Genomic DNA, 23,242 nt, shown 5'->3' on the forward strand with positions numbered 1-23,242 from the left:
GGAACTCCAACCCCGACATCCCGTCCCCACCCGGATCCCCGGGCTCGACGGCCTCCGAGCGTTGGCCGTTCTCGCGGTGATGGGTTTCCACGCCGCGGTACCCGGCTTCTCCGGTGGGAGCATAGGGGTACTCGTCTTCTTCGTCCTCAGCGGCTACCTCATCACCACCATCCTCGTGCACCGACCCGCGGAGACGGCAGGCGCCCTGGGGCGGTTCTACTGGCGCCGCACCGTCCGGCTGCTCCCCGCGCTGGCCGTCCTCGTGGGGACCACGCTGATCTGGGCCGCCACGGCGCTGCCCGCCGCCGACCGGGCGGAGGTCTTCCGCCAGGCGGTCCCGTCCCTGTTGTACGTGCAGAACTTCGTCCTGGTCGCCGAGGGCGAGCACGCCGACTTCTCCCTGCTGGCACACACCTGGTCGCTGGCCGTGGAGCAGCAGTTCTACCTGCTCTGGCCACTGGTCCTGGTGGCGCTGCACAGCGCGACGCGCCGGGGCGGGAGGCTGCGCTGGAGCATGACGGCCACGGTCGGTGCGCTCCTGGGGTGTGCGACCGCGCTGCTCCTCGCCCTCAGCGCCGCAGGCCTGTCCGGCCACGTCGGCGTCGGGCTCGACGGCAACGCCGCGCCGCTGCTCACCGGGTGCTGGCTCGCGGTCCTGCGCCACGAGCACCCGGCCTTCCTGGACCGCTGGGTACGACGGCCGCGCTGGCCGGCGCCGGTGGCGCTGACGACGCTCGGCCTCCTCGTCGCCACGGGGACGGTGCTGCCCTGGGACCTGCAGCGGTGCCTGGGTGCCCTGTGCTCCGCCGTGGTCATCGGCCAGCTCGCGGCAGCGACCCGCACGCCCGGCAGGACCCCCCTGTGGCAGCACCTGGTGCAGAGCCGGCCCCTGGTGCACCTGGGCCTGATCTCCTACAGCCTCTACCTGTGGCACCTGCTCGTGTATGACGCGGCGAAACGGCTGCTGTCGGTCCGGACGCTCGATGAGAAACTGCTGTGGGCACCTCTGACGGTCGCGACCTGCCTCGCGATCGCGTGGCTCTCCTACCGGTTCGTGGAACTGCCGGCCCTCGCCCTGCTGGACCGGCGCCGGCGCAGGAACTCCGAGTACACGCCCTCCACCGAGGCCGCCATCACCGCCAGGTCGTAGGCGGCCAGCAGTTCCGGGGCGGGCTGCCTGCGCGCGAGCGGCCCGGCCAGCGCCGATTCCACCGCCGCGCGCAGGTCCGCGACCTCGCGGTCGGCGGGGATCGGCCGCGGCAGCGGGGGCAGCGGGTACCAGCCCGAGGCGGCCGCGTCGACGCCGCGGTCGAGAACCCGGTCGAGACCGGGGCACTCGGCGAAGACGACCGGCAGCCCGTTGCCCGCGGCCTCGACGACCGCCATGCCGAACGTCTCGTCGCGGGAGGCGTTGACGAAGACGTCCGCGGCGTTGACGACGCGGGGCAGGTCCGAGCGGGCACCGAGGAACGTCACGTAGGACGCGACTCCCAGGTCCGCGGCCAGGTCGGCCAGCGCGGGTTGCAGCGGCCCGGTGCCCACGACCAGCAGGTGCGTGTGCGCCCCGAGGGACGGGGCCACCGCACGAAGCAGCACGTCGACCCGCTTGACCGGGTCGAGCCGCCCGGCGGTGAGCAGCACCCGGACCTCCTCGCCCAGCCCCAGTTCCGAGCGCACCTCGCGGCGCGCCGCGGCGTCGAACCGGAACGCCGAGAAGTCGATGCCGTTGTCGACGACGCGCGTGCGGGAGGCCGCGACACCCAGCCGGCGCAGACGCTCCGCGGTTTCCGCCGACACCGCGATCGTCACGTCCGCGAGCCGTTCCAGGGCCAGGTACACGCGCCGGAGCACAGGGGTGAGGGGGCGCCCCTCGATCGCGGTGGCCATCAGCGAGTGCTCGCTGGAGACCACGACGGGAACCCCGGCCAGGCGCGCCGCGGGCAGCCCGTGGAGCTGTGCGCTGAGGAGGTGGACGTGGACCACGTCCGGTCGCAGCTGCCGCAGCCGGCGCACGAGGCGGGGAACCGCGCTCCAGCGGGCGGCGCCGTCCATGCCGAGCAGCTCGACCGCGGCACCGCGTTGTCGCATCCGCTCCCCCACGGGGCCCAGCAGCCGCAGCGCGATGACGGTCGAGTCGGCGGTGCTGCGCTCGACGAGCATCTCCACGTGGCGCTCCGCCCCGCCCAGCGTCAACCCGGTGATCAGGTGCACCACCCGGACGGGAGGGGTTGCACGCCCGGCGCGCGCGTCCGCGGTCACGAACGCCCTCCGGCGACCTCGCGGTAGACCGCGGCCATCTGCGCCACCGCGTCCTCCCAGGTGGGCAGCCGGGGCGGCGACGCCGGACCGCCGCCGTCCTGCGCCCGTCGCAGCGCGTCCGCGATCTCCGGTGCCGCCGCCCGCAGGGGAACCCCGGTGACGAAACCCTCGCGGACCAGGTCCCCCACCCCCGCGACGTCGCAGCCGACCACGGGAACCCCCAGGGCCAGCGCCTCCATCACGGAGACCGGGTGCGCCTCGTAGTCGGACATCGCCGCCATCACCTGCGCGCTGGCGACGGCCTCCGACATCGCCGCCCTGTCGTTGGGCGGGACCAGGCGGATGCTGACCGCACCGGCGACCCCCAACCTGTCCGCCAGCGCGCGCAGCTCACCCTCGTACGGGCCGGCACCGAGGATGTGCAGGTGGGTGTCCGGCCGCGTCCGGCGCAGCAGCGGCAGCGCCTCGATGACGCGGTGGTGGCCCTTGTAGCGCTCCAGCCGGCCCACCGACACGATCCGCCCGGGCACGGGTTGCACGTCCACCGCCGGCGGGAGGGACCCGCCGTTGGGCACGACCGTGAAGCGCTCCGGGGGCAGGCCCGTCGCCTCGCCGAAGATGCTCTGCTCGAACGCCGCCACGGGCAGGATCCGCGCGGCTCCCCGCAGCAGGGGGGCCAGGGAACGCCACTGGAGGGTGCGCGCCGCCGAGCGCACACCGGAGGTGTGGCCGCCGGTGTGCGTGCTCACCACGTAGGGCAGGCCCGCGCTGCGGGCCGCGAGCATCGCAGCGGGCGGGACCAGCGTGTGGACCCCCTGCACGTGCACGACGTCGAACCTGCCCGCGCGCAGCGGGCGCACGATCCCCGGTGCGGCGTAGTAGTCCCGCGATGCCGGGTAGGCGCGCCGGCGCACGACGGTCACCCCCTCCGGGGTGCGCTCCCACCGGGGCAGTTCCCCCGTGCGGTCGGTGGCCAGGACGGTGACGTCGAACTCCCCGGAGCCGGCCAGCCGGCGCGTCACCTCGTGGATGTGGGTCTCGATGCCGCCGAGATCGGGGAGGTAGCGGGCCGCGACGTGGACGACGCGGAGCCGGGAGGTGGCACGGCTCATGCAGGTTTCCTCTTTCGTGTCGTGCGGGGCGGGACGGCCGTGGGCCGGGAGGTCGTGCGGGCGCCGCGGTGCTCAGGCGTCGACCGGTCGCGGTGCGGCGGCGTCGGCCGGGACCGCGGGTACGGCCTCCGTCCGGCCGACGCCGGTGCGCCGCCAGCACAGCACGATCACGATGCAGCCCAGGCTCTGGGCGACGAGAGCCGCCGCCGCCGCCGAGGTGAGGCCGTAGGTGGGCATGAGGATCCACGCCGCGACCAGCTCCGCCACGGCGATCGAGCCGGTGATGACGGCGATCAGGAGCAGCCGGCCGCGGACCCGGAACACGGCCGCGGCGAGGGAGACGACGGCCTCCGGGACGGCCGCCAGGGCCAGCAGCAGCAGGGCGGTGGAGGCGTGCTCGCGGTACCTGGGGCCGAAGACCTCCAGCACCGGTCCCCGCAACCAGATCACCGACACCATGCCCACGACGAGCACGCCGCCGATCACGACGATGCCGCTGCGCGCCTTGGTCAGCATGCCGTCGGTGTCGTGGGAACCCTCCGCGAACAGCGCGGAGGCACAGGCGGAGGCGAGGAGCACGAAGAAGCCACCGATGCGCCAGGCCGCGTAGAGGTACGCGGCGTCCTCCGCCGCGAGCCGGGAAGCGGCGATCACGGGCATGACGAGCGTGGGGGCGACCACCGCCAGGTTGATCGCGTGGTGGCCCATCATGGACCCGGTGAACTCCCCCAGCTCCGCGCGGACCCCCCGCACGGTCGGCCGGTAACCCCGCAGGGCGACCAGCGCCGCCGCCGACAACAGGGTGGCCACGACGCAGGTCGCCGTCCAGCTGAGCAGGATGCCGTCCGGCGTCGGCGCGACACCGGCGAGGAGCACCACGGCGACCAGCTTGCCCACGGAGAACACCAGGTTCGTCACGAGCATGACAGCCGCCCGCCGCTCGGCGACCCAGGCGAAGTCGGTGAGCGTCGACAGGGTCGTCGCCACGACCGCGACGACGAAGAGGAAGACCGTCCACGGTCCCCGGAAGAAGTCCCCCCCGGGCAGCAGCGGCAGGACGGCCGCCACCAGCAGCGCACCCGCCAGGGAGGCGGCGGAACCGACGAGCGCCGTCGTCGTCACCGTCAACGACCACTCCCGCTGCGTGCCCCGCTTGGGCAGCCGTTCCACCAGGAGGGACTGCCCGCCGAAGATGGCGATCGTCGACACCAGGGACATGGCACCCACGAGAGCCGAGGCGATGCCCACGCTCGCCGCGGGGTAGAGGCGCGCCGCCGCGGCCCAGTAGAGGAAACCGAACCCCGACGTCGCGACCGACGCCGCAGCGATCATCGTGCTGTTGCGGACGAGCGAGTCGTTCCGCAGCGCGGTCCACCTCGACCGGACGGCGTGCACCACGGCTGTCACCTGTGTTCTCCCTGTTGTTCGACGGAGGTGCTGCACGGACCGCCGGCGCGAGGGCGCATGGCGCTCCCCCGCGGCCGGCCGGCGGCCTTCACGAGGCGTCCGGGACGACGGTGACCGTCCGCAGCGCGTCCGTGCGGCCCGGGACCCGCAGCACCACGGAGAACGGCCGGCCGGGATCGGTCGGCGCGGGAACCTCGTACCGGCTGCGCGCCGTGCCGCTCAGCACGAGCGCGCTGCTGATGAGACGCGGAGGCTGACCGGCTTGCTCCAGCCAGAGGTCGAAGGGCCCCTGCGGACCCGGTGCGGACAGCTCCACGGCGGTGCCCGCGCCGGACGCGACGGACCACATCTGCAGGGGGGGGACCTCGCTGCGCTGTGCCGCGACGACGCCCACGAGGACGGCGGAGCCCGTGACGATCACCGTCACCGCGGCCCACAGACCGACCAGCACCTGGGACTGGCGCAGCGGTTCCGCCAGGAACGTCACCCAGCGCGGCTCGGGCGTGCGGTGCCGCGCGGGTGCGGGCTCGGCGGTCTCCGGGGGCCTCGGTGCGCGCGGCCTGCGCTGCCGGCGGGCCGCGCGGGCGAGCGCCCCCAGCCCGGCGACGAGCGCCAGCACCGCCCACGCCGGGCGCGACAGCCCGGCCGGGGCCACGGCGAGGAGGACACCGCCGAGGACGGCGACGGTGAGGGCACCCGCGACCACGAGGCCCAGGGCCTCCAGCCGGCCGCGTGCGCTGCGGGCGTGCACGACCGCCACCAATCCGCCCAGGACGGCGGCGAGGAGCGCCGTGCGCAGCACGGGCGGGGCGTCCAGGACGACCGCGAGGGCGAGCACCACGACGAGGCCGGCGGTGACCGGGATGTCCACGTCCGGGCCGCGCCACACGGCCCACCGACGGTCAGAGGCGGAAGTTCCGGACGTCATACACCACCACCCAGCCGTTGTCGTAGACGCGGTCGACCCCCGGAGCGGTGGCCAGCTTGCTCATCGCCTGGGGGCTCACCGGCACCGTGTGCGGCAGACCCCACTCGCCGGACTCCCAGTACACGCCGACCCGGGGCAGCGTCTGGCCGTTGCGGAGGTCGACGACGACGTACTCCAGCCGCGCGGCCCGCGCCGTGTCGAGGTCCAGCTCGGTGAGGGTCGGCGCCAGCAGCAGGGATGACGGGTTGACCCCGTCCGCGAGGTACGTCACCGGGTACTGCTCGCCGATGCTGCCGGCGAGCAGCCGCCCGGTGCGGTCGGCGAGGACGCGGCTGCCGTCCGGCAGCTGCTCGGCCTGCCACGCGGCGACCGCGAGCTTGGAGGCGTCCACGGCGCGCGGGTCGGCGGAGACGAGGAAGGGGCCGGGCAGCCGGTTCCACCGCGGCCCCGCACCGAAGGCCACCCCTCCGACGAACAGCAGCGCCACCAGGCCCGCCACGACCGGCACGGACGCGGGCCGCACCGCCAGCGGTCCACGAGGAGATCCCGCGACCACCCACCACGCCAGCACCACGGCCACACCGACGTAGACGAAACCGGCCGAGCGGTCGAAGACCTCCGACGTCGCGGTCGTCAGGTGCCCCGCCGGGATCAGCGGCCACATGGCCGCCCCGACGACGAGGACGCCCGGGAGGGAACCCTCCCAGCGCAGCAGCGCCCGGGCGCGCCACAGCGCGCAGAGCAGCAGGACCGTGGTCGCCAGCAGGGACGCCACGATCGTCGCCGCCAGCCAGACGGGCGCGCTGTCGCCCTCGGCGTCGCTGAAGAGGGCGTTGCGCTGGCTCGAACCCGAGGTCATCGCCTGCAGCTGGCGCGCGGCCGTCACACCGATCTGGAGGAGGTAGGACGTCACGGGGTTGCCGTCGACGGACAGCCACACCAGCACGAACGCCGCCCCCGAGCCGGCGAGGAGCAGCAGCGTCGGGGCCTCCTGCGCACGGCGCCGGTGGCGGAGCAGGTCGTAGAGGGCCCACAGGACGAGGAAGCCGACGAGGAGCATGCCGGTCAGGTGGTGCACCAGCACGACCGCCGCGACGAGCGCGACGATCACCGCGAGGGACACCACCCGTGCGGCCCCGGCGGGCAGCTCGCGCGCGCGCAGCGCGTCCACCCGACGGGCGGTGAGCAGCACCGCGAGCAGCGCCAGCGGCAGCGCCAGCGTCTGGTAGGAGTACTGGGAGTTGAAGAAGAGGTACTGCGGGTTGCACAGGTAGACGACCGTGGCCAGACCTGCGGCGCGCTCGGAACGCAGCACCTGCAGGACGAAGCCGTAGAGCGCCGCCACGAGCACCACCCGGGCGAGCAGGAGGATGACCACGGCGCTGGCCCGTTCCGGCATCCCGGTCAGGTCGTGGACGCCTGCGGTCGCCACCTCCAGTCCCGGGTAGTACGCCGAGACGGGCAGCGTCGGGGTGGGCGTGAAGAGGCGGCCCGTCCGCAGGATGTGGTCGAGCGTCGCCTCGTGCGCGATCTCGTCGTGGTAGACGAAGCGGGTGGGGTAGAGGACCACCCGGGACAGTGCGAGCGCGAGGCCCAGGGCGAGGGCCAGGGTCCGCCGCAGGCCCGCGCCCGCACGGTTGCCGGCGAGCACGACGGCCGCCGGGACGACCACCACGAGCAGGGAGCTCCAGAAGAGGGCGTCGACCCTGCTCTCGTCGGCCCCGCCACGGCCGAGGAGGCCGACGAGGGCGTGCAGCAGCAGCCCGAACGCCATGATCCCGAGGATGATCGCGCCGACCGTGGCATCTGCGGCCGCCTGGTGCAGGAGCGGGGGCCGGGCCGTGGTCGCCAGCCGCCGGGGGCGTGAGCGTCGGTGCATCAGCGCGGTCACCGCCATCCCTCGACGACGACGTCGTCCACGACCAGGCTCGCCGTCGGCGGCGTCGAGGCGTCGGGGGGCCCGCCCCAGGTGCCGCCGACCGCCAGGTTGAGCAGCAGGTAGTAGGGCTTGCCGATCGGCCACTGCTGGCCGGGGCGCCGGTCGACGTTGGAGATCGTCCCGAACGGCACCCCGTCGAGGGCGAACGTCACCGTGCCGGGGAGGATCTTCGCCGAGTACGTGTGCGGGGCGTCGCTGAGCGGAGCCGCCGTGTCGTGCTCGATGCCCATCCTCGAGACCGGCTGGTCGCGCCAGCCGGTCTCGTCCTGCTCGTCGCCGAGGCCGCGCACCGCACCGTAGGTCTGCGAGGGACGCCCCCCGAGCACCTCCATGACGTCGATCTCGCCCGAACGGGGCCAGTCCACCTGGTCGATGTCGGTGCCGAGGAGCCAGAAGGCGGGCCACAGCCCCTGCCCCTCGGGTACGCGCAAGGTCGCGGAGACATCGCCGTAGGTCACGGCGACGCGTCCCTTCGTCTCCAGTCGCGCGGAGGTCCAGGGCTGCACGGGGGCGCCCGGGTCGGCGCCGCGGTAGGGCTCGGCGCGCGCGGTCAGCACGAGGTTGCCCGCCCCGTCCAGCGCGACGGCGCGGGCGTCGTCGTCGTACCCCTGGATCTCCGCGTCACCGAACGGCCCTGCACCGGTGACCGGCCGCCACGCCTGCGGAGGAGGGCTGCCCGCGGGCCCGTCGAACGTCTCGCGCACGATGCTCGAGGGTGCGTCGGGCCCCAGGGCCACGACCCTGATGCCGCTGACGGCGGCCCTGCCCTCGCGCGCCTGGAAGCGGACCTCGACCCGCCGGGAGGAACTGTGCACGACGCCTGCCGCGTGCTGCGGGCGCTCCGGGTCCGCCACGAGGGTCACCTCCTGCTGCAGCGGGCGGGCAACGCCCTCGACACCGGAGCCGAGGACGTCGAAGACGTTGGCGCCGGGGCCCGCGTCCGCCGGCGTGGCGAGGAGGAGGTCGACGGCGTAGTACCCCGGTCCGGGGACGTCGATCGACCACGAGGTCGCACCCCAGCGCACACGCTGGTACAGCTGCGGGCTCGAGGTCCCCGGCGGGGCCTCGGCCGTCACGTCCTCACCGCCGACCGGACGGGTCCCCGCGAGCCAGCGCTCGCCGTGCGCGTCGCGCTGCTCCGGCCCCGCCGCCAGCAGCTGCAGCTGCCAGGAGCCGCGGGTGGGCGCGATGGCCGCGCTCCTGAGCGCGGGCAGCCCCACCGCGAGCGCGACGCCGAGCATGGCGAGCAGCGCACCCAGCGGCACGAGGACCGAGACCAGCAGTGACCTCCCGGGCGACCGCCGGGACGTCACGAGGAGGCCCCGCGGAGGTAGCCGGCACCGGTGACGACCAAACCGGCCACGATGGCGGCCGCCTTCGCCGGCCTGCGGGCCCGCAGCGCCCGGACGACGCCCGACGGGAGCACCCGGCTGACGTACGCGCGCTCCGAGGAGAGGGCGAGCTCCGGTCCCGCCAGGCGGGAGACCGTGCGCTTGGAGATGCCCTCCCCCCAGCACCGGCGCAGGAAGTAGCGGAACGTCCCGCGTGAGGCGGGGACCCAGTGGCGCACCGCCACGGCGGGGTCGAAGAGCACGGTGCCGCCGGGCACCTGGACGCGGGCCCGGATGTACAGCTCGGTCTCCTCGCAGCCCGTCGGCACCTCGCCGAGGCGTCCCACCCGAGGGTCGAAGCCACCGATGTGGTCCAGGACCGCGCGCCGCAGGCTCATGTTGGCGCCGATGGCGTTGCGGACCTCCGAGCGCACCGACGGCAGGCCGCGGTAGGAGCAGCCGACGACCCAGTCGAACTCCTCGGGCCACCAGGCCGGCCGTCCCGCGACCCACACCGGCTCCACGTACCCCCCGACGCCGAGCACGGCGCCGGAGGCGTACGCGGCGGCCAGGGCCGACGACCAGTCGGGCGCCGCCGCGGCGTCGTCGTCGAGGAAGGCGACGACCGACCCGCTGGCCGCGGCCACGCCGGTGTCGCGGGCCCCGGACAGACCCCGGGTGCCCGTGCTCGCCACGACCCGCAGGTGCGGCCACCGCTGCCGGGCGTGCCGGAGCAGCTCGTCGTTGTGGTCGATGACGACGACCACCTGGCCGAGCGGCGCGTCCTGCTGCTCCAGGCTGGTCACCGCACGGACCAGGTCGTCCCACCGCTTCATCGTGTAGGCGCAGACCACAGCGCTGACGTCGAGCGGCGTCACCGGATCCGTCAGGGACGGCACCGCGGCCGATCCGACACCGCCGCCGGGCATGCCTGTTGCTCCGTGCACCATGGTTCGCGCCCCCACCGGTCCCCGCGCGACCTGGCAGCCGCGACTCACGCGCCTGCGACTGCACAAGGCACAACTGCCCCAACTGTAGAGGAGGCAGGGCACCCGCAGGCAAGGAAGTCACCCGCACGGTCGCTCCGGGTGACCGCTCAGCGGGTCACGGAGACGTAGTCGACGGCGAAGGACGCGGGGAACGGCGTGCTCGCGTCGGGGGCGCCGCCCCAGGTCCCGCCCACCGCGAGGTTCAGCAGCAGGTAGTAGGGGGAGCCGACCGGCCACTGCTGACCGGAGCGCAGGTCCGCCGGGGTCACCGTGTAGTACGGGATGCCGTCGAACCTGAAGGTGATGGCCTCCGGCATGACGTCCATCGACACGACGTGCCAGGCGTCCGCGACGCGGGCCCCTGTGTTCAGGTGCCCTCCGACGCTCGAGACGCGCTGGTCGCGCCACCCGAGGGCGTCCTGGTCGTCACCGAGACCGTGGATGGTGCCGTAGACCGTGTTCGGCTGGCCGCCGAGGTGCTCGAAGACGTCGAGCTCGCCGCACAGCGGCCAGTCCACGGTGTCCTTGTTGGTGCCCAGGGCCCAGAAGGCGGGCCACAGACCCTGGCCGGCCGGCACCTTCACGCGCGCCTCCACGCGCCCGTAGGTGAACGAGCCCTTGCCCGCGGTCGTCAGCTTCGCCGAGCTGTAGTCACGGGTGCCCCAGCGGTCGCTCCACTTCTCCGCGCGGGCCGTGATGACGAGGTTGCCGTTGCCGTCGAGGGCGCTGTTGCGCCGGTCGTCGGTGTACGCCTGGAGCTCACCGGCCCCGAAGGGACCGGAGCCGACCTCGGGTGTCCACAGGGCCGGGTTGGCGGGGCTGCCTGCGGCGCCGGTGAAGTCGTCGCGCAGCACGGTGCCGCCCGTGCCGACGGCGTCCATCGTCTGCACGGCCAGGTTGGAGACGATCGCCTGGCCGCTGCGCGGCACGAAGGTGATCACGAGTCGGCCCGAGGTGACCGGCACCACGCCCGTGACGTGGTAGGTCCACCACCCGCCCACCGTCCGGGCCACGTCGACACCCGTGGCGAGCGGCCGGGGTGCGCTGCCGCCGTCGCTCACCAGCACGTCGACGACCCGGGCCCCCGGCGTCGGGCCGTAGCTGTCGGCCATGGCGACGTCCACCGCATACCGTGCGCTGACGGGGACGTCGACGGTCCAGCTCTGCACACCGAACTGGGAGTAGGCGTAGAGCTGGGGGCTGGCGGATCCGGCGATCCCTCCCCAGGCGCCGCGCCGTTCCCCGCCGGTGACGTTCGTCGCGGGCTGCCAGACGCGGCCGCGGGAGTCCGTCACGGCGGAGGGGCCGATCACCTGGCGCGTGCTCCACGTGGCCGGGGTCACGGTCGTCACGGGCCCGGAGAAGGTGAGGACGTCGACGTGGAGGTTGCGGTCACAGGTGGTGCTCGCCCGGAAGTCGTTGACGTAGGTGACGCTCACGCTGCGCTGGCCGCTCGCCCAGCTCCCCGCGAGGTTGAAGGTGCTCCACTGCGTGGTGCTGGGGGTCACCGTCCCGACGGTCGCACCGTCGACCCTCACCACGGCCTGCGGTGCCCCCTGGCACAGGTCCGCCTTGAGCCGCAGCGCCAGGCGCCGTGCGGGCGCCGACAGGGCGACGGTGCCCGTCAGGGCGGCGTTGGACCACACGTGCCGCGCGGCGCCGCCCGACGTGGAAGGGTCGCGGTAGACCGCCCCCGTGCCGCTGGGCAGAGCGAGCAGCTCCCCCTCGACGGCACCGACGGTCGCCTCGGTGGTCGTGGCACCGGCGGTCGGGAGCGCCTGCGGCGGGGCGGCGACCAGCAGGCCGAGCCCGGCCAGGGTGGCTGCGAGCCAGCGCCGGGCGGTGGTGCGCGAGGACCGAACGGGGGAATGGGCGGGGAAGTTCTCAAGTGTGTGGGGAAGCACCCGAACTACATCGGCAGGATCACACCCGCCTTGAGCGCCGGGGCCGGACGGCGACCCCGGCGAGGTGGCGGACCTGGCCCGGCTCGACCGGGGAGGCGCCCAGCCGCACCGGAGCCGTGAGGCGGCGCCCTACCCCCGCACCCACTCCCCGACCGCCCGCGCGGCCTCCCGCACGAACACCACCCCCGCGAGCAGCCCCGGCCACAGCAGCGTCACCCCCCACGCCCGCGGTGACACCCGCGCCCCGTCCACCCCCGCGGGCAGGACCCGCGCCACCACCACGGCCAGGACGACGCCCAGGACGGCACCGGCCAGGCCCGCGGCGAGGGTGAGCAGGGGCCGGCGGCCGGGGTGGCGCAGGACGCGTGCCCCGGCGGCGGCGCCCATGAGGATGCCGAGGACGGCGAGGGTGCCGTCGCGGGCGGCGAGCACGGAGCCGGCGGTGCGGGCCGGCTCCCCCACCAGCCAGGCCGGGGGGTCGGCGGTGAGCACCCACCAGGCCAGGCCGATGCACGGGCCCGCGGCGACCTGCAGGGCGAGCAGGGTGCGGGCGTCGCGGCGCCGGCGACCGGCGGGAGCGGCCGGCACCCCCGACGCGACGAACGCACCGGCGGTACCGGCGTCCGGCGTCGGGGCGTCCGCGCGGGCGGCGCCGTCCGGGTCACTCACACCAGGGTCACTCACACCAGGGTCGCTCACACCAGGCACGAGGGACCGAGCAGCGCCTTCAGGTCGCCGAACAGGGCCGGGGAGGGGGTCACGCGCAGGCCGTCGTCCAGCCGCATGAGGGTCGTCCGCGGCCTGCTCCCGCCACCGGAGACGAGCTGCAGGCGGACCTCCGTGCCACCGGGGTGGGTGCGCAGCACGTCGCGCAGCTTCTCCACCATCGGCGGCACGCAGCGGGTGACGGGCATCGCGATCGTGACGGGCAGGCCGTCGCCGGCGGTGTTGAGGTCCGGGATCGTCAGCTCGGAACCGTAGATCGTGGGCACCTCGTCCCGGCGGTTCAGCCGGCCCTTGACGATGCAGACGAGGTCCTCGGCGAGCACCGGCCCCACCTGGGCGTAGGTCGCGGGGAAGAAGAGCACCTCGATCGCGCCCTCGAGGTCCTCCACGGTGACGATCGCCCACGGGCTGCCCTGCTTGGTGAGCTTGCGCTGCAGACCGGTGATCATGCCGGCGATCGTGATCTGCGAGCCGTCCGGGCGGGACTCGTCCGCCATGAGCTGGGCCACGGAGCAGTCCGAGGCCTGGGTCAGCAGGCGCTCCAGGCCGAACAAGGGGTGGTCGGAGACGTACAGGCCGAGCATCTGCCGCTCGTGGGCGAGCAGCTCGGTCTTGTCCCACTCCTCCAGGTCCGGGATCTCCACGGTGAACCCGCCGGGCGCGGCGCCGCCGTCGTCCCCGCCGAGTCCGGCGAACAGGTCGAACTGGCCGATGGCCTCGTTGCGCTTGACGTCCACGACCGCGTCGACGGACTTCTCGTGGACGTCCACGAGGGCGCGGCGGCGGTGCCCGAGGGAGTCGAACGCCCCCGCCTTGATGAGCGACTCGATGGTCCGCTTGTTGCAGACCACGGCGGGGACCTTGGTGAGGAAGTCGGTGAACGACTCGTAGCGGCCCTTCTCCGTGCGGGCGGCGACGACCGCCTCGACGACGTTGGCGCCGACGTTGCGGATCGCGGTGAGCCCGAAGCGGACGTCGGTGCCGACGGGTGTGAAGTCCGCGGCCGACTCGTTGACGTCCGGCGGCAGGACCTTGATGCCCATGCGGCGGCACTCGTTGAGGTAGAGCGCGGACTTGTCCTTGTCGTCGCGCACGCTCGTGAGCACCGCGGCCATGTACTCCGCGGGGTGGTTGGCCTTCAGGTACGCCGTCCAGTACGACACCAGGCCGTACGCGGCGGAGTGCGCCTTGTTGAAGGCGTAGTCGGAGAAGGGGACGAGGATGTCCCACAGCGTCTTGACGGCCTCGGCGGAGAACCCGTTCTCCTTCATGCCGGCCTCGAAACCGACGTACTCGGCGTCGAGCACCTCGCGCTTCTTCTTGCCCATCGCGCGGCGCAGCAGGTCGGCCTTGCCGAGGGAGTACCCGGCGACCTTCTGCGCGATGGCCATGACCTGCTCCTGGTACACGATCAGGCCGTACGTGGTGCCGAGGATCTCCTTCAGCGGCTCCTCGAGCTCCGGGTGGATCGGCGTGATCGGCTGCTGGCCGTTCTTGCGCAGCGCGTAGTTGGTGTGCGAGCCGGCGCCCATCGGGCCGGGGCGGTACAGCGCGCCGACGGCGGAGATGTCCTCGAAGTTGTCCGGGCGCATCAGGCGCAGCAGCGAGCGCATCGGCCCGCCGTCGAACTGGAAGACGCCCAGGGTGTCGCCGCGGCCGAGCAGCTCGTACGTGGCCGGGTCGTCCAGGGTCAGCGCGTCGAGGTCGACCGGGTCCTTGCCGTTGGCGACGACGTTCTTCAGGGCGTCGTCGAGGATCGTGAGGTTCCGCAGGCCGAGGAAGTCCATCTTGACCAGCCCGAGGTTCTCGCACGTCGGGTAGTCGAACTGCGTGATGATCGCGCCGTCCTGCTCCCGGCGCATGATCGGGATGTGGTCGATCAGCGGCTCGGAGGACATGATGACGCCCGCGGCGTGCACGCCCCACTGCCGCTTCAGCCCCTCCAGGCCGCGCGCGGTGTCCACGACCTTCACGACGTCGGGGTCGTTCTTGTACAGCTCGCGGAACTCCCCGGCCTCGGAGTACCGCTTGTGGTTGGGGTCGAAGATGCCCGCGAGGGGGATGTCCTTGCCCATGACGGCCGGCGGCATCGTCTTGGTGATCCGGTCGCCCATCGAGAACGGGTAGCCCAGCACCCGCGAGGCGTCCTTGACGGCCTGCTTCGCCTTGATGGTGCCGTACGTGACGATCTGGGCCACCCGGTCGTCGCCGTACTTCTGCACGACGTACTGGATGACCTCACCGCGCCGGCGCTCGTCGAAGTCGACGTCGAAGTCGGGCATCGACATGCGCTCGGGGTTGAGGAACCGCTCGAAGATCAGACCGTGCTGCAGCGGGTCCAGGTCGGTGATGCGCATGGCGTACGCGGCCATGGAGCCGGCCCCGGAACCGCGGCCGGGGCCGACGCGGATCCCGTTCTCCTTGGACCAGTTGATGAAGTCGGCGACGACGAGGAAGTAGCCGGCGTAACCCTTGGAGACGATGACCTCGATCTCGAACTCCGCCTGCTTGCGCACGTCGTCCGGGATCCCGGCGGGGAAGCGCGCGGCGAGGCCCCGCCAGACCTCCTTGACGAACCAGGACTCCTCGTCCTCCCCCGGCGGGCAGGGGAAGCGCGGCATGAGGGAGCCGGTGGACTCGGTGAACTGCACGTCGCAGCGCTCGGCGATGAGCAGGGTGTTGTCGCAGGCCTCGGGGAGGTCGCGCCACAGCTCGCGCATCTCGGCGGGGCTCTTGAGGTAGAAGTCGTCCGCGTCGAACTTGAACCGCTTGGGGTCGGCCAGGGTCGAGCCGGACTGCACGCACAACAGCGCCGCGTGCGCGGTGGCGTCCTCGGCGCGGGTGTAGTGCAGGTCGTTGGTGGCCACCAGCGGCAGGTCGAGGTCCTTGGCCAGGCGGAGCAGGTCCTCGCGGATGCGGGTCTCGATGTCGAGGCCGTGGTCCATCAGCTCGCAGAAGAAGTTCTCCCGGCCGAAGATGTCCCGGAAGTCCGCCGCCGCGCGCACGGCCTCGTCGTACTGGCCCAGGCGCAGGCGGGTCTGGACCTCCCCCGAGGGGCAGCCGGTCGTCGCGATGAGGCCCTTGCCGTACTGCGAGAGCAGCTCGCGGTCCATGCGGGGCTTGTAGAAGTGCCCCTCCAGGCTGGCCAGGGAGCCCATCCGGAACAGGTTGTGCATGCCCTCGGTGGTGCTGGCGAGCATCGTCATGTGGGTGTAGGCGCCGCCGCCGGAGACGTCGTCGCCGGAGGTGGAGCGCTCGTCGCCCCACTTGACGCGGGTGCGGTCCCGCCGCGCGGTGCCCGGGGTGAGGTAGGCCTCCACCCCGATGATCGGCTTGACGCCGTGCTTCTTGGCGGTCTTCCAGAAGTCGTAGGCCCCGAAGACGAACCCGTGGTCGGTCGTGGCGACCGCGGGCATGCCCATGCGGGCGGCCTCGGCGAAGAGGTCGTCGACCTTGGCGGCGCCGTCCAGCATGGAGTACTCGGTGTGGACGTGCAGGTGCACGAAGGACGACTGGGGCATGGTGGGGCAGCGCCTCCTCGGACGAACTGTGGTGCTGTGCGGTGCCGTCTTCAGGCGGAGCGCCGACAGAGGTGAATCCTAGGCTCCGGGGCCGACAGGAGCGCCGATCCGGGCGCGGGACACGACCCCTGCCGCGCCGGGCGCCACCTCAGCCGGCCAGCAGCTCCAGCGCCCGCCCCAGGTCCGGCGGGTAGTCGCTGGCGAACTCCGTCCACGAGCCCGTGCCCGGGTGCTCGAAGCCGAGGCGGACGGCGTGCAGCCACTGCCGCTGCAGGCCCAGGCGGGCGGCCAGCACCGGGTCCGCCCCGTACGTCAGGTCACCCACGCAGGGGTGGCGCAGGCTGGCGAAGTGCACCCTGATCTGGTGGGTGCGGCCGGTCTCCAGGTGCACCTCGGCCAGGGCGGCGCCCCGGAAGGCCTCGAGCACCTCGTAGTGCGTGACGCTGGGCTTGCCACCGGCGGTCACGGCGAACTTGAAGGCCGCGGAGGGGTGCCGGCCGATGGGCGCGTCGATGGTGCCGCGCAGCGGGTCCGGGTGCCCCTGCACGACCGCGTGGTAGACCTTCTCGACCGTGCGCTCCCGGAACGCGCGCTTGAGCACGGTGTACGCGTACTCGGTCTTGGCCACCACCATCAGGCCGCTGGTTCCCACGTCGAGGCGGTGCACGACGCCCTGCCGCTCGGCCGCGCCGGAGGTGGCGATCCGGTAGCCGGCGGCCGCCAGGCCCCCCACGACCGTCGGGCCGCTCCAGCCGGGGCTCGCGTGCGCGGCCACCCCCACGGGCTTGTCCACCACGACGAGGTCGTCGTCGTCGTGGACGACGGTGAGGCCGGGCACCGCCTCCGGCACCACGGCCGGGGCGGGCGCCGCGTCGGGGATCGTGACCTCCAGCCAGGTCCCGGCGCGCACCCGGTCGGACTTGCCCGCGGCGCGCCCGTCGAGCAGCACCGCGCCCGCCGCGGTCAGCTCCGCGACGCGGCTGCGGGAGAGGCCCAGCAGCCGGGAGAGGGCGGCGTCGACGCGCTCGCCCTCCAGCCCGTCGGGCACGGGCAGGCCGCGCACCTCAGGCACGCCCGTCCTCCACGCCCTCGCGGGTGCCGTCCATGCGGATGCCGCGCAGGCCGAGCACGCCGATGAGCACGGCGGCCGCGACCACGCACATGTCCGCGACGTTGAAGATCGGCCAGCGGGGCAGCTCCAGGAAGTCGACCACGTGCCCGCGCCCCACCCCCGGTGCGCGCAGGAGGCGGTCGGTGAGGTTGCCGGCGGTCCCGGCCAGCAGCAGCCCCAGGGCCACCGCCCAGCCGCGGCTGACGACGCGGGTGACGAAGCGCACGACGACCACGGCCACGGTCGCGGCGATGAGGGTGAAGACCCAGGTGAAGCCCTCGGCGATGCTGAAGGCGGCCCCGGAGTTGCGGATGAGGCGCAGCTGCAGCAGCTCCCCGAGGAGGGGACGCTGCTCGTCGGGCACCAGGTGCTCGACGGCCAGGGCCTTGGTGACCTGGTCGGCGGCGTAGAGGACGGCGGCGAGCGCGGCGGCGAGGAGCCGGGCGCGCCCGGCCCGCCCTCTCGGGGCGTCGTCGGTGGCCGGTTCCTGAGGCGGTGGGGGGACGGGAGCGCTCATCGGACAGGGAGTCTCCCACGCCACGGCCCCACCGCCCGCACGGCACGCGGGAGGTGGGGCCGGGTGGGCGACGGGTGCGGGCCCGTCAGCGCCTCTCGCCGCGGGACTTGCAGGGCACGCACTGCGTGGCGCGCGGGAAGGCCTGCAGCCGGGCCTTGCCGATGGCGTGGCCGCACGCCTCGCACACGCCGTAGGTGCCGTGGTCCATGCGGTCCAGGGCGCGCTCGGTCTGCTCGAGCAGGTCGCGCTCGTTGTTGGCGATCGTCATCTCGTGCTCGCGCCCCGAGGTGGCGGCGCCGTGGTCGACCTGGTCGTCGCCGGCACCCTGCCCGCCGGAGGCCACCAGGTCGCTGAACGCCAGCGAGGCGCGGTGCAGCTGCGCGGAGAGCCGTTCGGCGTCCTCCCGCAGGCTGCCGCGCAGCTCCAGCAGCTCGGCCTCGGTCCAGGCCAGCTCGGAGTCACGGGTCGGCGGGCGGGAAGCCGTCCGCCGGCGCGACGCGGTTCTCTCCGCAGGCCGGACGGGCGCCTCCGTCGTGCTCCTGGAACTCTCCACAACACCGTGGGCCATGAGTTCCCCCTCCCCGATCACCTGATGTAGTGACGGGAACAGTAGAGAACGTCACCCTCCGTAAGCAACTCGAAAGCCTGGTTGCCCGGCGATTGGGCTCCGACACGCACAGCGACGCCCCGTGGAGCACCACGGGGCGTCGCGTCACAGCAGTCCGAACAGCAGGCCCGGACGGGGCCGGAGGGCTCAGGCGCGGTCGGGCGCCGCCTCCTCCTGCACGATGGTCGCCTGCCGGCGCAGCTGCTCCAGCTGGTTCTGGAAGTACTCCGCCAGACGCGAGCGCGACTCCTGCTCGAAGCCGCGCAGCTGGCCGATCGCGACCTCCAGGTCCAGGCGCTCGGCCTCCAGCTGACCCAGCGTCCGCTCCCGCTCGGCCGTGGCCTCCGTCACCAGCCGCTCGGCGGTGGCCTGGGCGTCCGAGACGATCCGGTCGCGCTGGTTCTCGGCCTCGCGCACGTACTCGTCGTGCAGGCGCTGCGCCAGGGCGAGCATGCCCGCGGCCTGCTCCACCGGGTTCTGCCCCGCGACCGGGGGCTGGGCGACGGGGGCGGGAGCGGGGGGTGCGACCGGCTCCTCGGCCACCGGCGCGGGCGCCTGCTCGACCACGGCCACCGGCGCGGTGCCCGGCTGGGGGCGGGACTCCAGCTCGCGCGTCAGCTCCCCCACCCGCTGCTCGGCACCGTGCAGCTTGCCGCGCAGGTCCTCGTTCTCGGCGTGCAGCCGGCGCAGCTCCTCGACGACCTCGTCGAGGAAGTCGTCGACCTCCTCCTGGGCATACCCTTCGCGGACCCTGGTGGCGTTGAAACGCTTGTTGACGACGTCCTCAGGAGTCAGCGGCATCGCTACATCCACCTTGCCGACGGGCCGGCCCCGGTGGCCGACATTCGCCCATCACGCTAGTGCACGCGTGGAGGCGTTGCGATCTCGGCAGGTGGTCCGGACGCTCCGCGGCCGGCGCCTCACCCTCAGGTGTAGGCCAAGCCGTAGAAGACGTTCATCAGGATCGAGCAGCCGAAGATCAGCACCAGGAAACCGAGGTCCAGGCTGACCGGGCCCAGGCGCAGCGGGGGCATCACCTTCCGCAGCGCCTTCAGCGGCGGGTCGGTCACCGTGTAGACCGACTCGGCCAGCACGAGCACGGCCCCGCGCGGGCGGAAGCTGCGCGACAGGGCCTGCACCCAGTCGAAGATCAGCCGCCCGATGAGGAGGAGGAAGAAGACCAGCAGCGCGAAGTAGACCAGGGCGTAGAGGGCGGACACCACGTCATCCTCTCCCGAGCGGGGGTGTCACGGGAACCCGGCCCCCGCCCGGTGCGACCACCCGGGCGGGGTGGGGCACCGGCAGGGGCCCGGGCCTCACGACTGGTTGAAGAACGTCCGCTCCACCGGGCGCTCCTCCTCGTGCGCCGAGACCTCGACGTTCTGCGGCGAGAGGAGGAACACCTTGCTCGTGACCCGCTCGATGGACCCGTGCAGGCCGAACACCAGACCGGCGGAGAAGTCCACCAGGCGCTTGGCGTCCGAGTCGTCCATGTCCGTCAGGTTCATGATGACCGGGATGCCCTGGCGGAAGCTCTCGCCGATCGTCTTGGCCTCGTTGTACGTGCGGGGGTGGATCGTCGTGATCCGGTGCAGCTCCGGAGCGCTGCTCGCCTGAGGCACCACCTGCGCCACCTGCCTCCTGATCGGGGTCACCTGGGACGGGCCGGCCTCGGGACGCAGCTCGGCGACCGGGCGGGGTTCGGGGGCGCTGCGGAACTCGTGCGAGCCGTGCGCCTCCGGCGCGCTACGACGTTCCGGGAGCGTGGTGCGGCGCTGCGGCTGCTCGTCCTCGACGAGCTCGTCGGCGTCGTAGCGGTCGTCCTCGGCCAGGCCGAGGTAGACCATCGTCTTGCGCAGCGCGCCGGCCATCGCTTGCTCCTCGAGGTCGTCGACGGCGGGGCCCCGGCCCTGCGGGCTCGACCGGCACCACCGCGGGGAAGTCGGACAGCCGCCGACGTTACCGTGCCGCCGGGCGGGCGCCGAGGATCGCGCTGCCGACACGCAGGAGTGTCGCGCCGTGCGCCACCGCCGCCTCCAGGTCCCCGCTCATCCCCGCCGACAGCTCCGCCGCGCCGGGGTGGTCCGCGCGCACCCGCTCCGCCAGGGCGGCCAGCCGCGCGAACGCCGCGGCGGGGTCCTCCTCCCGCGGGGCGACCGCCATGAGGCCGCGCAGGCGCACCCCCTCCGTGGCCGCGGCCGCGTCCGCCAGCGCCGGCACGTCCGCCGGTGCCGCGCCACCGCGGCCGGCCTCGCCGGGGGACGCGCGCCCGCCCGCCTCGAGGCGCACCTGCACGAAGCAGCCGACCTCGCGGCCGGCCTCCTGCGCCGCCCTGCCCAGCGCGGTGAGCAGCGAGGAGCGGTCCACCGAGTGCACGGCGTCCACGTAGCGCGCCGCGGAGCGGGCCTTGTTGGACTGCAGCTGCCCCACGAAGTGCCAGCGCAGCGGCAGCCCGGCGCACGCGGCCGCCTTGGGGGCGGCCTCCTGGTCGCGGCTCTCCCCCACGTCCTGCACGCCCAGCGACGCCAGCAGCCGCACGTCGGCGGCGGGGAAGAACTTCGTCACGACCACGAGCCGCACCTGCCCCGGCGGGCGCCCCGCGGCGCGCTCGGCGCCCGCGATGCGCGCCCGCACGGCCGCGAGCCCCGCCTCCAGCGCCGCGCCCCGCGCGCCCGGGCTCACCGGCCCTCCCCGGCGCGCAGCACGACGACGCCCGCGAAGCGGCCGGTGCGACCCTCGCGGCGGTGGGAGAAGAACCGCCGGTCCTCCACCGTGCAGCCCTCCACGTGGTGCGCCGCGACGCCTGACGCCGCCAGCTGGGCCCGGACGCCCGCGGCGACGTCCAGGGCCGGGGTGCCGCGCCGGGTCCTCGCCCACGACGCGGGCTCCCGGGCCGCCACCTCCGCCCGCATCGCCTCCGGCACCTCGTAGCACGCCCCGCACACCGAGGGGCCCGTCACGGCGCGCAGGTCGCGCGCACCGAGGTCGCGCATGGCGGCCACCACCGCGGCCACGACGCCCGCGGCCATCCCGGCGCGGCCCGCGTGCGCGACGCCCACGACCCCGGCCCGGGGGTCGGCCAGGAGCACGGGCACGCAGTCGGCCACCAGCACCGCCAGGGCCACCCCCGGCGTCGAGGTCACCAGGGCGTCGGCCTGCGGGGCGGGCCCGGGGAACGGCCGGTCCACCACCACCACGTCGGCGGAGTGCACCTGCGCGGCGAGCACGAGGGCGTCGGCACCGAGGGCGCTGCGCACCAGCTCGCGGTTGGCCGCCACCACGCGGGGGTCGTCACCGACGTGGTCGCCGAGGTTCAGGCCGTCGAACGGCGCGGCGCCCCCACCACCGGATCGGGTGGTGAAGGCGCCGCGGACGCTCCCGGTGAACCCCGCGTCGAGCAGGGGCAGGCCCCCGCTCGGCGCAGCGTCCGCCGTCACTTCAGGAAGTCGGGGACGTCCAGGTCCTCCTCCTCGCGGCGCACGCCGCGCGCGGGCCGGCGGGCGGCCGCGGCGGTGTCCTGCGGCAGCTCGATGACGCGCGGCACCTGCACGGGCTCCGCAGGGCGCGCCTGCTGGGCCTCCTCGCGGGGCAGCTCGATGTACTGCTGCGCGGGGCTGGGCGCGTACGTCTGGGGGTCCGGGGAGTACGGCGAGCGCTGCTGGGAGTAGGCGGGCGCGGCGTGCGGCTGCGGGGCGTGCGGCTGCGGGGCGTGCTGCTGCGGGGCGTGCTGCTGCGGGGCGTGCTGCTGGGGCGGCTGCTGCTGGTAGACGGGCTGCTGCGGTGCGGGCTCGTAGCGCGGCTGGGGGGCCGGCTCGGGCTGCTGCGGCGGAGCGGGCCGCGACGGCGGCACCGCGCTGCCCATCGCGCGGCCGGCGACCTGCCCGACCCCGCGCTCCTCGCGGCGGCGCTGCTGCGGCGTGCCGGAGTCGAAACCGGCGGCGATGACGGTGACGCGGACCTCGTCGCCGAGGGCGTCGTCGATCACGGCGCCGAAGATGATGTTGGCCTCGGGGTGCGCGGCCTCCTGCACGAGGCGCGCGGCCTCGTTGATCTCGTAGAGGCCGAGGTCGGAGCCGCCCTGAATGGACAGCAGCACCCCGTGGGCGCCGTCGATGCTGGCCTCGAGCAGCGGGGAGCTGATGGCGCTCTCCGCGGCCTGCACCGCCCGGTCGTCCCCGCGCGCGGAGCCGATGCCCATGAGGGCGCTGCCCGCGCCCTGCATGACGGACTTCACGTCGGCGAAGTCGAGGTTGATCAGGCCGGGGGTGGTGATGAGGTCGGTGATGCCCTGCACGCCGGAGAGCAGCACCTGGTCGGCCGACTTGAAGGCGTCGAGGATGCTGACCTGCTTGTCGCTGATGGACAGCAGCCGGTCGTTCGGGATGACGATGAGGGTGTCGACCTCCTCGCGCAGCTCCGCGATGCCGGACTCGGCGGAGTTGGCGCGACGGCGGCCCTCGAAGGTGAAGGGGCGGGTGACCACGCCGATGGTCAGGGCGCCCAGGGAGCGGGCGATGCGGGCCACGACGGGCGCGCCGCCGGTGCCGGTGCCGCCGCCCTCGCCGGCGGTGACGAAGACCATGTCGGCGCCCTTGAGCACCTCCTCGATCTCCTCGGCGTGGTCCTCGGCCGCCTTGCGCCCGACCTCGGGGTCGGCGCCGGCGCCGAGGCCGCGGGTGAGCTCGCGGCCGACGTCGAGCTTGACGTCGGCGTCGCTCATGAGGAGCGCCTGCGCGTCGGTGTTGACGGCGATGAACTCGACACCCTTCAGGCCGACCTCGATCATCCGGTTGACCGCGTTCACCCCGCCGCCGCCGACGCCGACGACCTTGATGACTGCCAGGTAGTTCTGCGGAGCTGCCACGTGGAGTGCCTCTCGCCTCTCTCAGCT

20 protein-coding genes are annotated in these 23,242 nt (G+C 74.1%); 1 reads left to right on the forward strand and 19 read right to left on the reverse strand.

The features are described 5' to 3' along the window. The first annotated feature begins 61 nt into the window (after positions 1-61). On the forward strand, positions 62-1,150 hold the full coding sequence (locus tag ACYQBY_RS09050; RefSeq protein WP_459643526.1) for an acyltransferase family protein: 1,089 nt from the start codon (positions 62-64) through the stop codon (positions 1,148-1,150). On the opposite strand, the gene ACYQBY_RS09055 is transcribed toward ACYQBY_RS09050, so the two are convergent. From ACYQBY_RS09055 to ftsZ, 19 genes are all read right to left on the reverse strand, one after another. Then, on the reverse strand, positions 1,045-2,259 hold the full coding sequence (locus tag ACYQBY_RS09055; RefSeq protein ID WP_459643527.1) for a glycosyltransferase: 1,215 nt from the start codon (positions 2,257-2,259) through the stop codon (positions 1,045-1,047). The two genes, ACYQBY_RS09050 and ACYQBY_RS09055, sit on opposite strands and share 106 nt — an antisense overlap. Then, positions 2,256-3,371 carry a glycosyltransferase family 4 protein gene (locus ACYQBY_RS09060; RefSeq protein ID WP_459643528.1) on the reverse strand — a complete coding sequence of 372 codons (1,116 nt, stop codon included), beginning with the start codon at positions 3,369-3,371 and terminating at the stop codon, positions 2,256-2,258. The genes ACYQBY_RS09055 and ACYQBY_RS09060 overlap by 4 nt, the downstream gene beginning before the upstream one ends. Positions 3,372-3,443: 72 nt before the next feature. After that, positions 3,444-4,778 carry a lipopolysaccharide biosynthesis protein gene (locus ACYQBY_RS09065; protein WP_459643529.1) on the reverse strand — a complete coding sequence of 445 codons (1,335 nt, stop codon included), beginning with the start codon at positions 4,776-4,778 and terminating at the stop codon, positions 3,444-3,446. 88 nt (positions 4,779-4,866) lie between these two features. Then, positions 4,867-5,649 carry a hypothetical protein gene (locus ACYQBY_RS09070; RefSeq protein WP_459643530.1) on the reverse strand — a complete coding sequence of 261 codons (783 nt, stop codon included), beginning with the start codon at positions 5,647-5,649 and terminating at the stop codon, positions 4,867-4,869. A gap of 31 nt (positions 5,650-5,680) precedes the next feature. Next, positions 5,681-7,597, reverse strand: coding sequence for a hypothetical protein (locus ACYQBY_RS09075; protein WP_459643531.1), 1,917 nt, complete (start codon positions 7,595-7,597; stop codon positions 5,681-5,683). Beyond that, positions 7,594-8,958: a family 16 glycosylhydrolase gene (locus ACYQBY_RS09080; RefSeq protein WP_459643532.1), complete on the reverse strand. Its 1,365-nt coding sequence runs from the start codon at positions 8,956-8,958 to the stop codon at positions 7,594-7,596. Before ACYQBY_RS09080 ends, ACYQBY_RS09075 begins: the two co-directional genes overlap by 4 nt. Continuing rightward, positions 8,955-9,875, reverse strand: coding sequence for a glycosyltransferase family 2 protein (locus ACYQBY_RS09085; protein WP_459643533.1), 921 nt, complete (start codon positions 9,873-9,875; stop codon positions 8,955-8,957). The genes ACYQBY_RS09080 and ACYQBY_RS09085 overlap by 4 nt, the downstream gene beginning before the upstream one ends. 197 nt (positions 9,876-10,072) lie before the next feature. Next, positions 10,073-11,869 carry a family 16 glycosylhydrolase gene (locus ACYQBY_RS09090; RefSeq protein ID WP_459643534.1) on the reverse strand — a complete coding sequence of 599 codons (1,797 nt, stop codon included), beginning with the start codon at positions 11,867-11,869 and terminating at the stop codon, positions 10,073-10,075. 129 nt (positions 11,870-11,998) lie between these two features. Beyond that, positions 11,999-12,538, reverse strand: a complete 540-nt coding sequence (locus ACYQBY_RS09095) for a hypothetical protein (protein ID WP_459643535.1) — start codon at positions 12,536-12,538, stop codon at positions 11,999-12,001. 26 nt (positions 12,539-12,564) lie between these two features. Beyond that, positions 12,565-16,116, reverse strand: coding sequence for a DNA polymerase III subunit alpha (gene dnaE / locus ACYQBY_RS09100; RefSeq protein ID WP_459643536.1), 3,552 nt, complete (start codon positions 16,114-16,116; stop codon positions 12,565-12,567). A 148-nt stretch (positions 16,117-16,264) separates the two neighbouring features. Then, positions 16,265-17,188, reverse strand: coding sequence for an RluA family pseudouridine synthase (locus tag ACYQBY_RS09105; protein ID WP_459643537.1), 924 nt, complete (start codon positions 17,186-17,188; stop codon positions 16,265-16,267). Next, entirely contained in the window at positions 17,181-17,744 is a 564-nt protein-coding gene (gene lspA, locus ACYQBY_RS09110) for a signal peptidase II (RefSeq protein ID WP_459643538.1), read from the reverse strand. The genes ACYQBY_RS09105 and lspA overlap by 8 nt, the downstream gene beginning before the upstream one ends. An 85-nt stretch (positions 17,745-17,829) precedes the next feature. Next, the gene (locus tag ACYQBY_RS09115) at positions 17,830-18,312 is read right to left on the reverse strand and encodes a TraR/DksA family transcriptional regulator (RefSeq protein ID WP_459643539.1); all 483 of its coding nucleotides are present in this window, start codon (positions 18,310-18,312) and stop codon (positions 17,830-17,832) included. Positions 18,313-18,498: 186 nt separating this feature from the next. Continuing rightward, entirely contained in the window at positions 18,499-19,152 is a 654-nt protein-coding gene (locus ACYQBY_RS09120; RefSeq protein WP_459643540.1) for a DivIVA domain-containing protein, read from the reverse strand. Between the two features lie 125 nt (positions 19,153-19,277). Then, positions 19,278-19,571: a YggT family protein gene (locus ACYQBY_RS09125; protein ID WP_459643541.1), complete on the reverse strand. Its 294-nt coding sequence runs from the start codon at positions 19,569-19,571 to the stop codon at positions 19,278-19,280. Between the two features lie 96 nt (positions 19,572-19,667). Next, complete coding sequence (locus tag ACYQBY_RS09130) at positions 19,668-20,222, reverse strand: cell division protein SepF (RefSeq protein ID WP_459643542.1); 555 nt, start codon at positions 20,220-20,222, stop codon at positions 19,668-19,670. 88 nt (positions 20,223-20,310) lie between these two features. Next, complete coding sequence (locus ACYQBY_RS09135) at positions 20,311-21,033, reverse strand: YggS family pyridoxal phosphate-dependent enzyme (protein WP_459643543.1); 723 nt, start codon at positions 21,031-21,033, stop codon at positions 20,311-20,313. Continuing rightward, on the reverse strand, positions 21,030-21,788 hold the full coding sequence (pgeF, locus tag ACYQBY_RS09140; RefSeq protein WP_459643544.1) for a peptidoglycan editing factor PgeF: 759 nt from the start codon (positions 21,786-21,788) through the stop codon (positions 21,030-21,032). Before pgeF ends, ACYQBY_RS09135 begins: the two co-directional genes overlap by 4 nt. Then, positions 21,785-23,215: a cell division protein FtsZ gene (ftsZ, locus tag ACYQBY_RS09145; protein WP_459643545.1), complete on the reverse strand. Its 1,431-nt coding sequence runs from the start codon at positions 23,213-23,215 to the stop codon at positions 21,785-21,787. The genes pgeF and ftsZ overlap by 4 nt, the downstream gene beginning before the upstream one ends. Positions 23,216-23,242 lie beyond the last annotated feature (27 nt).

The organism is Kineococcus anabasis (genome assembly GCF_054590795.1).

Excerpts from the sequence above, each read along its gene's own strand:
- ACYQBY_RS09060 (WP_459643528.1), bottom strand. The coding sequence starts at position 3,371 with ATGAGCCGTGCCACCTCCCGGCTCCGCGTCGTCCACGTCGCGGCCCGC.
- dnaE (WP_459643536.1), bottom strand. The coding sequence starts at position 16,116 with ATGCCCCAGTCGTCCTTCGTGCACCTGCACGTCCACACCGAGTACTCC.
- lspA (WP_459643538.1), bottom strand. The coding sequence starts at position 17,744 with ATGAGCGCTCCCGTCCCCCCACCGCCTCAGGAACCGGCCACCGACGAC.
- ACYQBY_RS09115 (WP_459643539.1), bottom strand. The coding sequence starts at position 18,312 with ATGGCCCACGGTGTTGTGGAGAGTTCCAGGAGCACGACGGAGGCGCCC.
- ACYQBY_RS09120 (WP_459643540.1), bottom strand. The coding sequence starts at position 19,152 with ATGCCGCTGACTCCTGAGGACGTCGTCAACAAGCGTTTCAACGCCACC.
- ACYQBY_RS09130 (WP_459643542.1), bottom strand. The coding sequence starts at position 20,222 with ATGGCCGGCGCGCTGCGCAAGACGATGGTCTACCTCGGCCTGGCCGAG.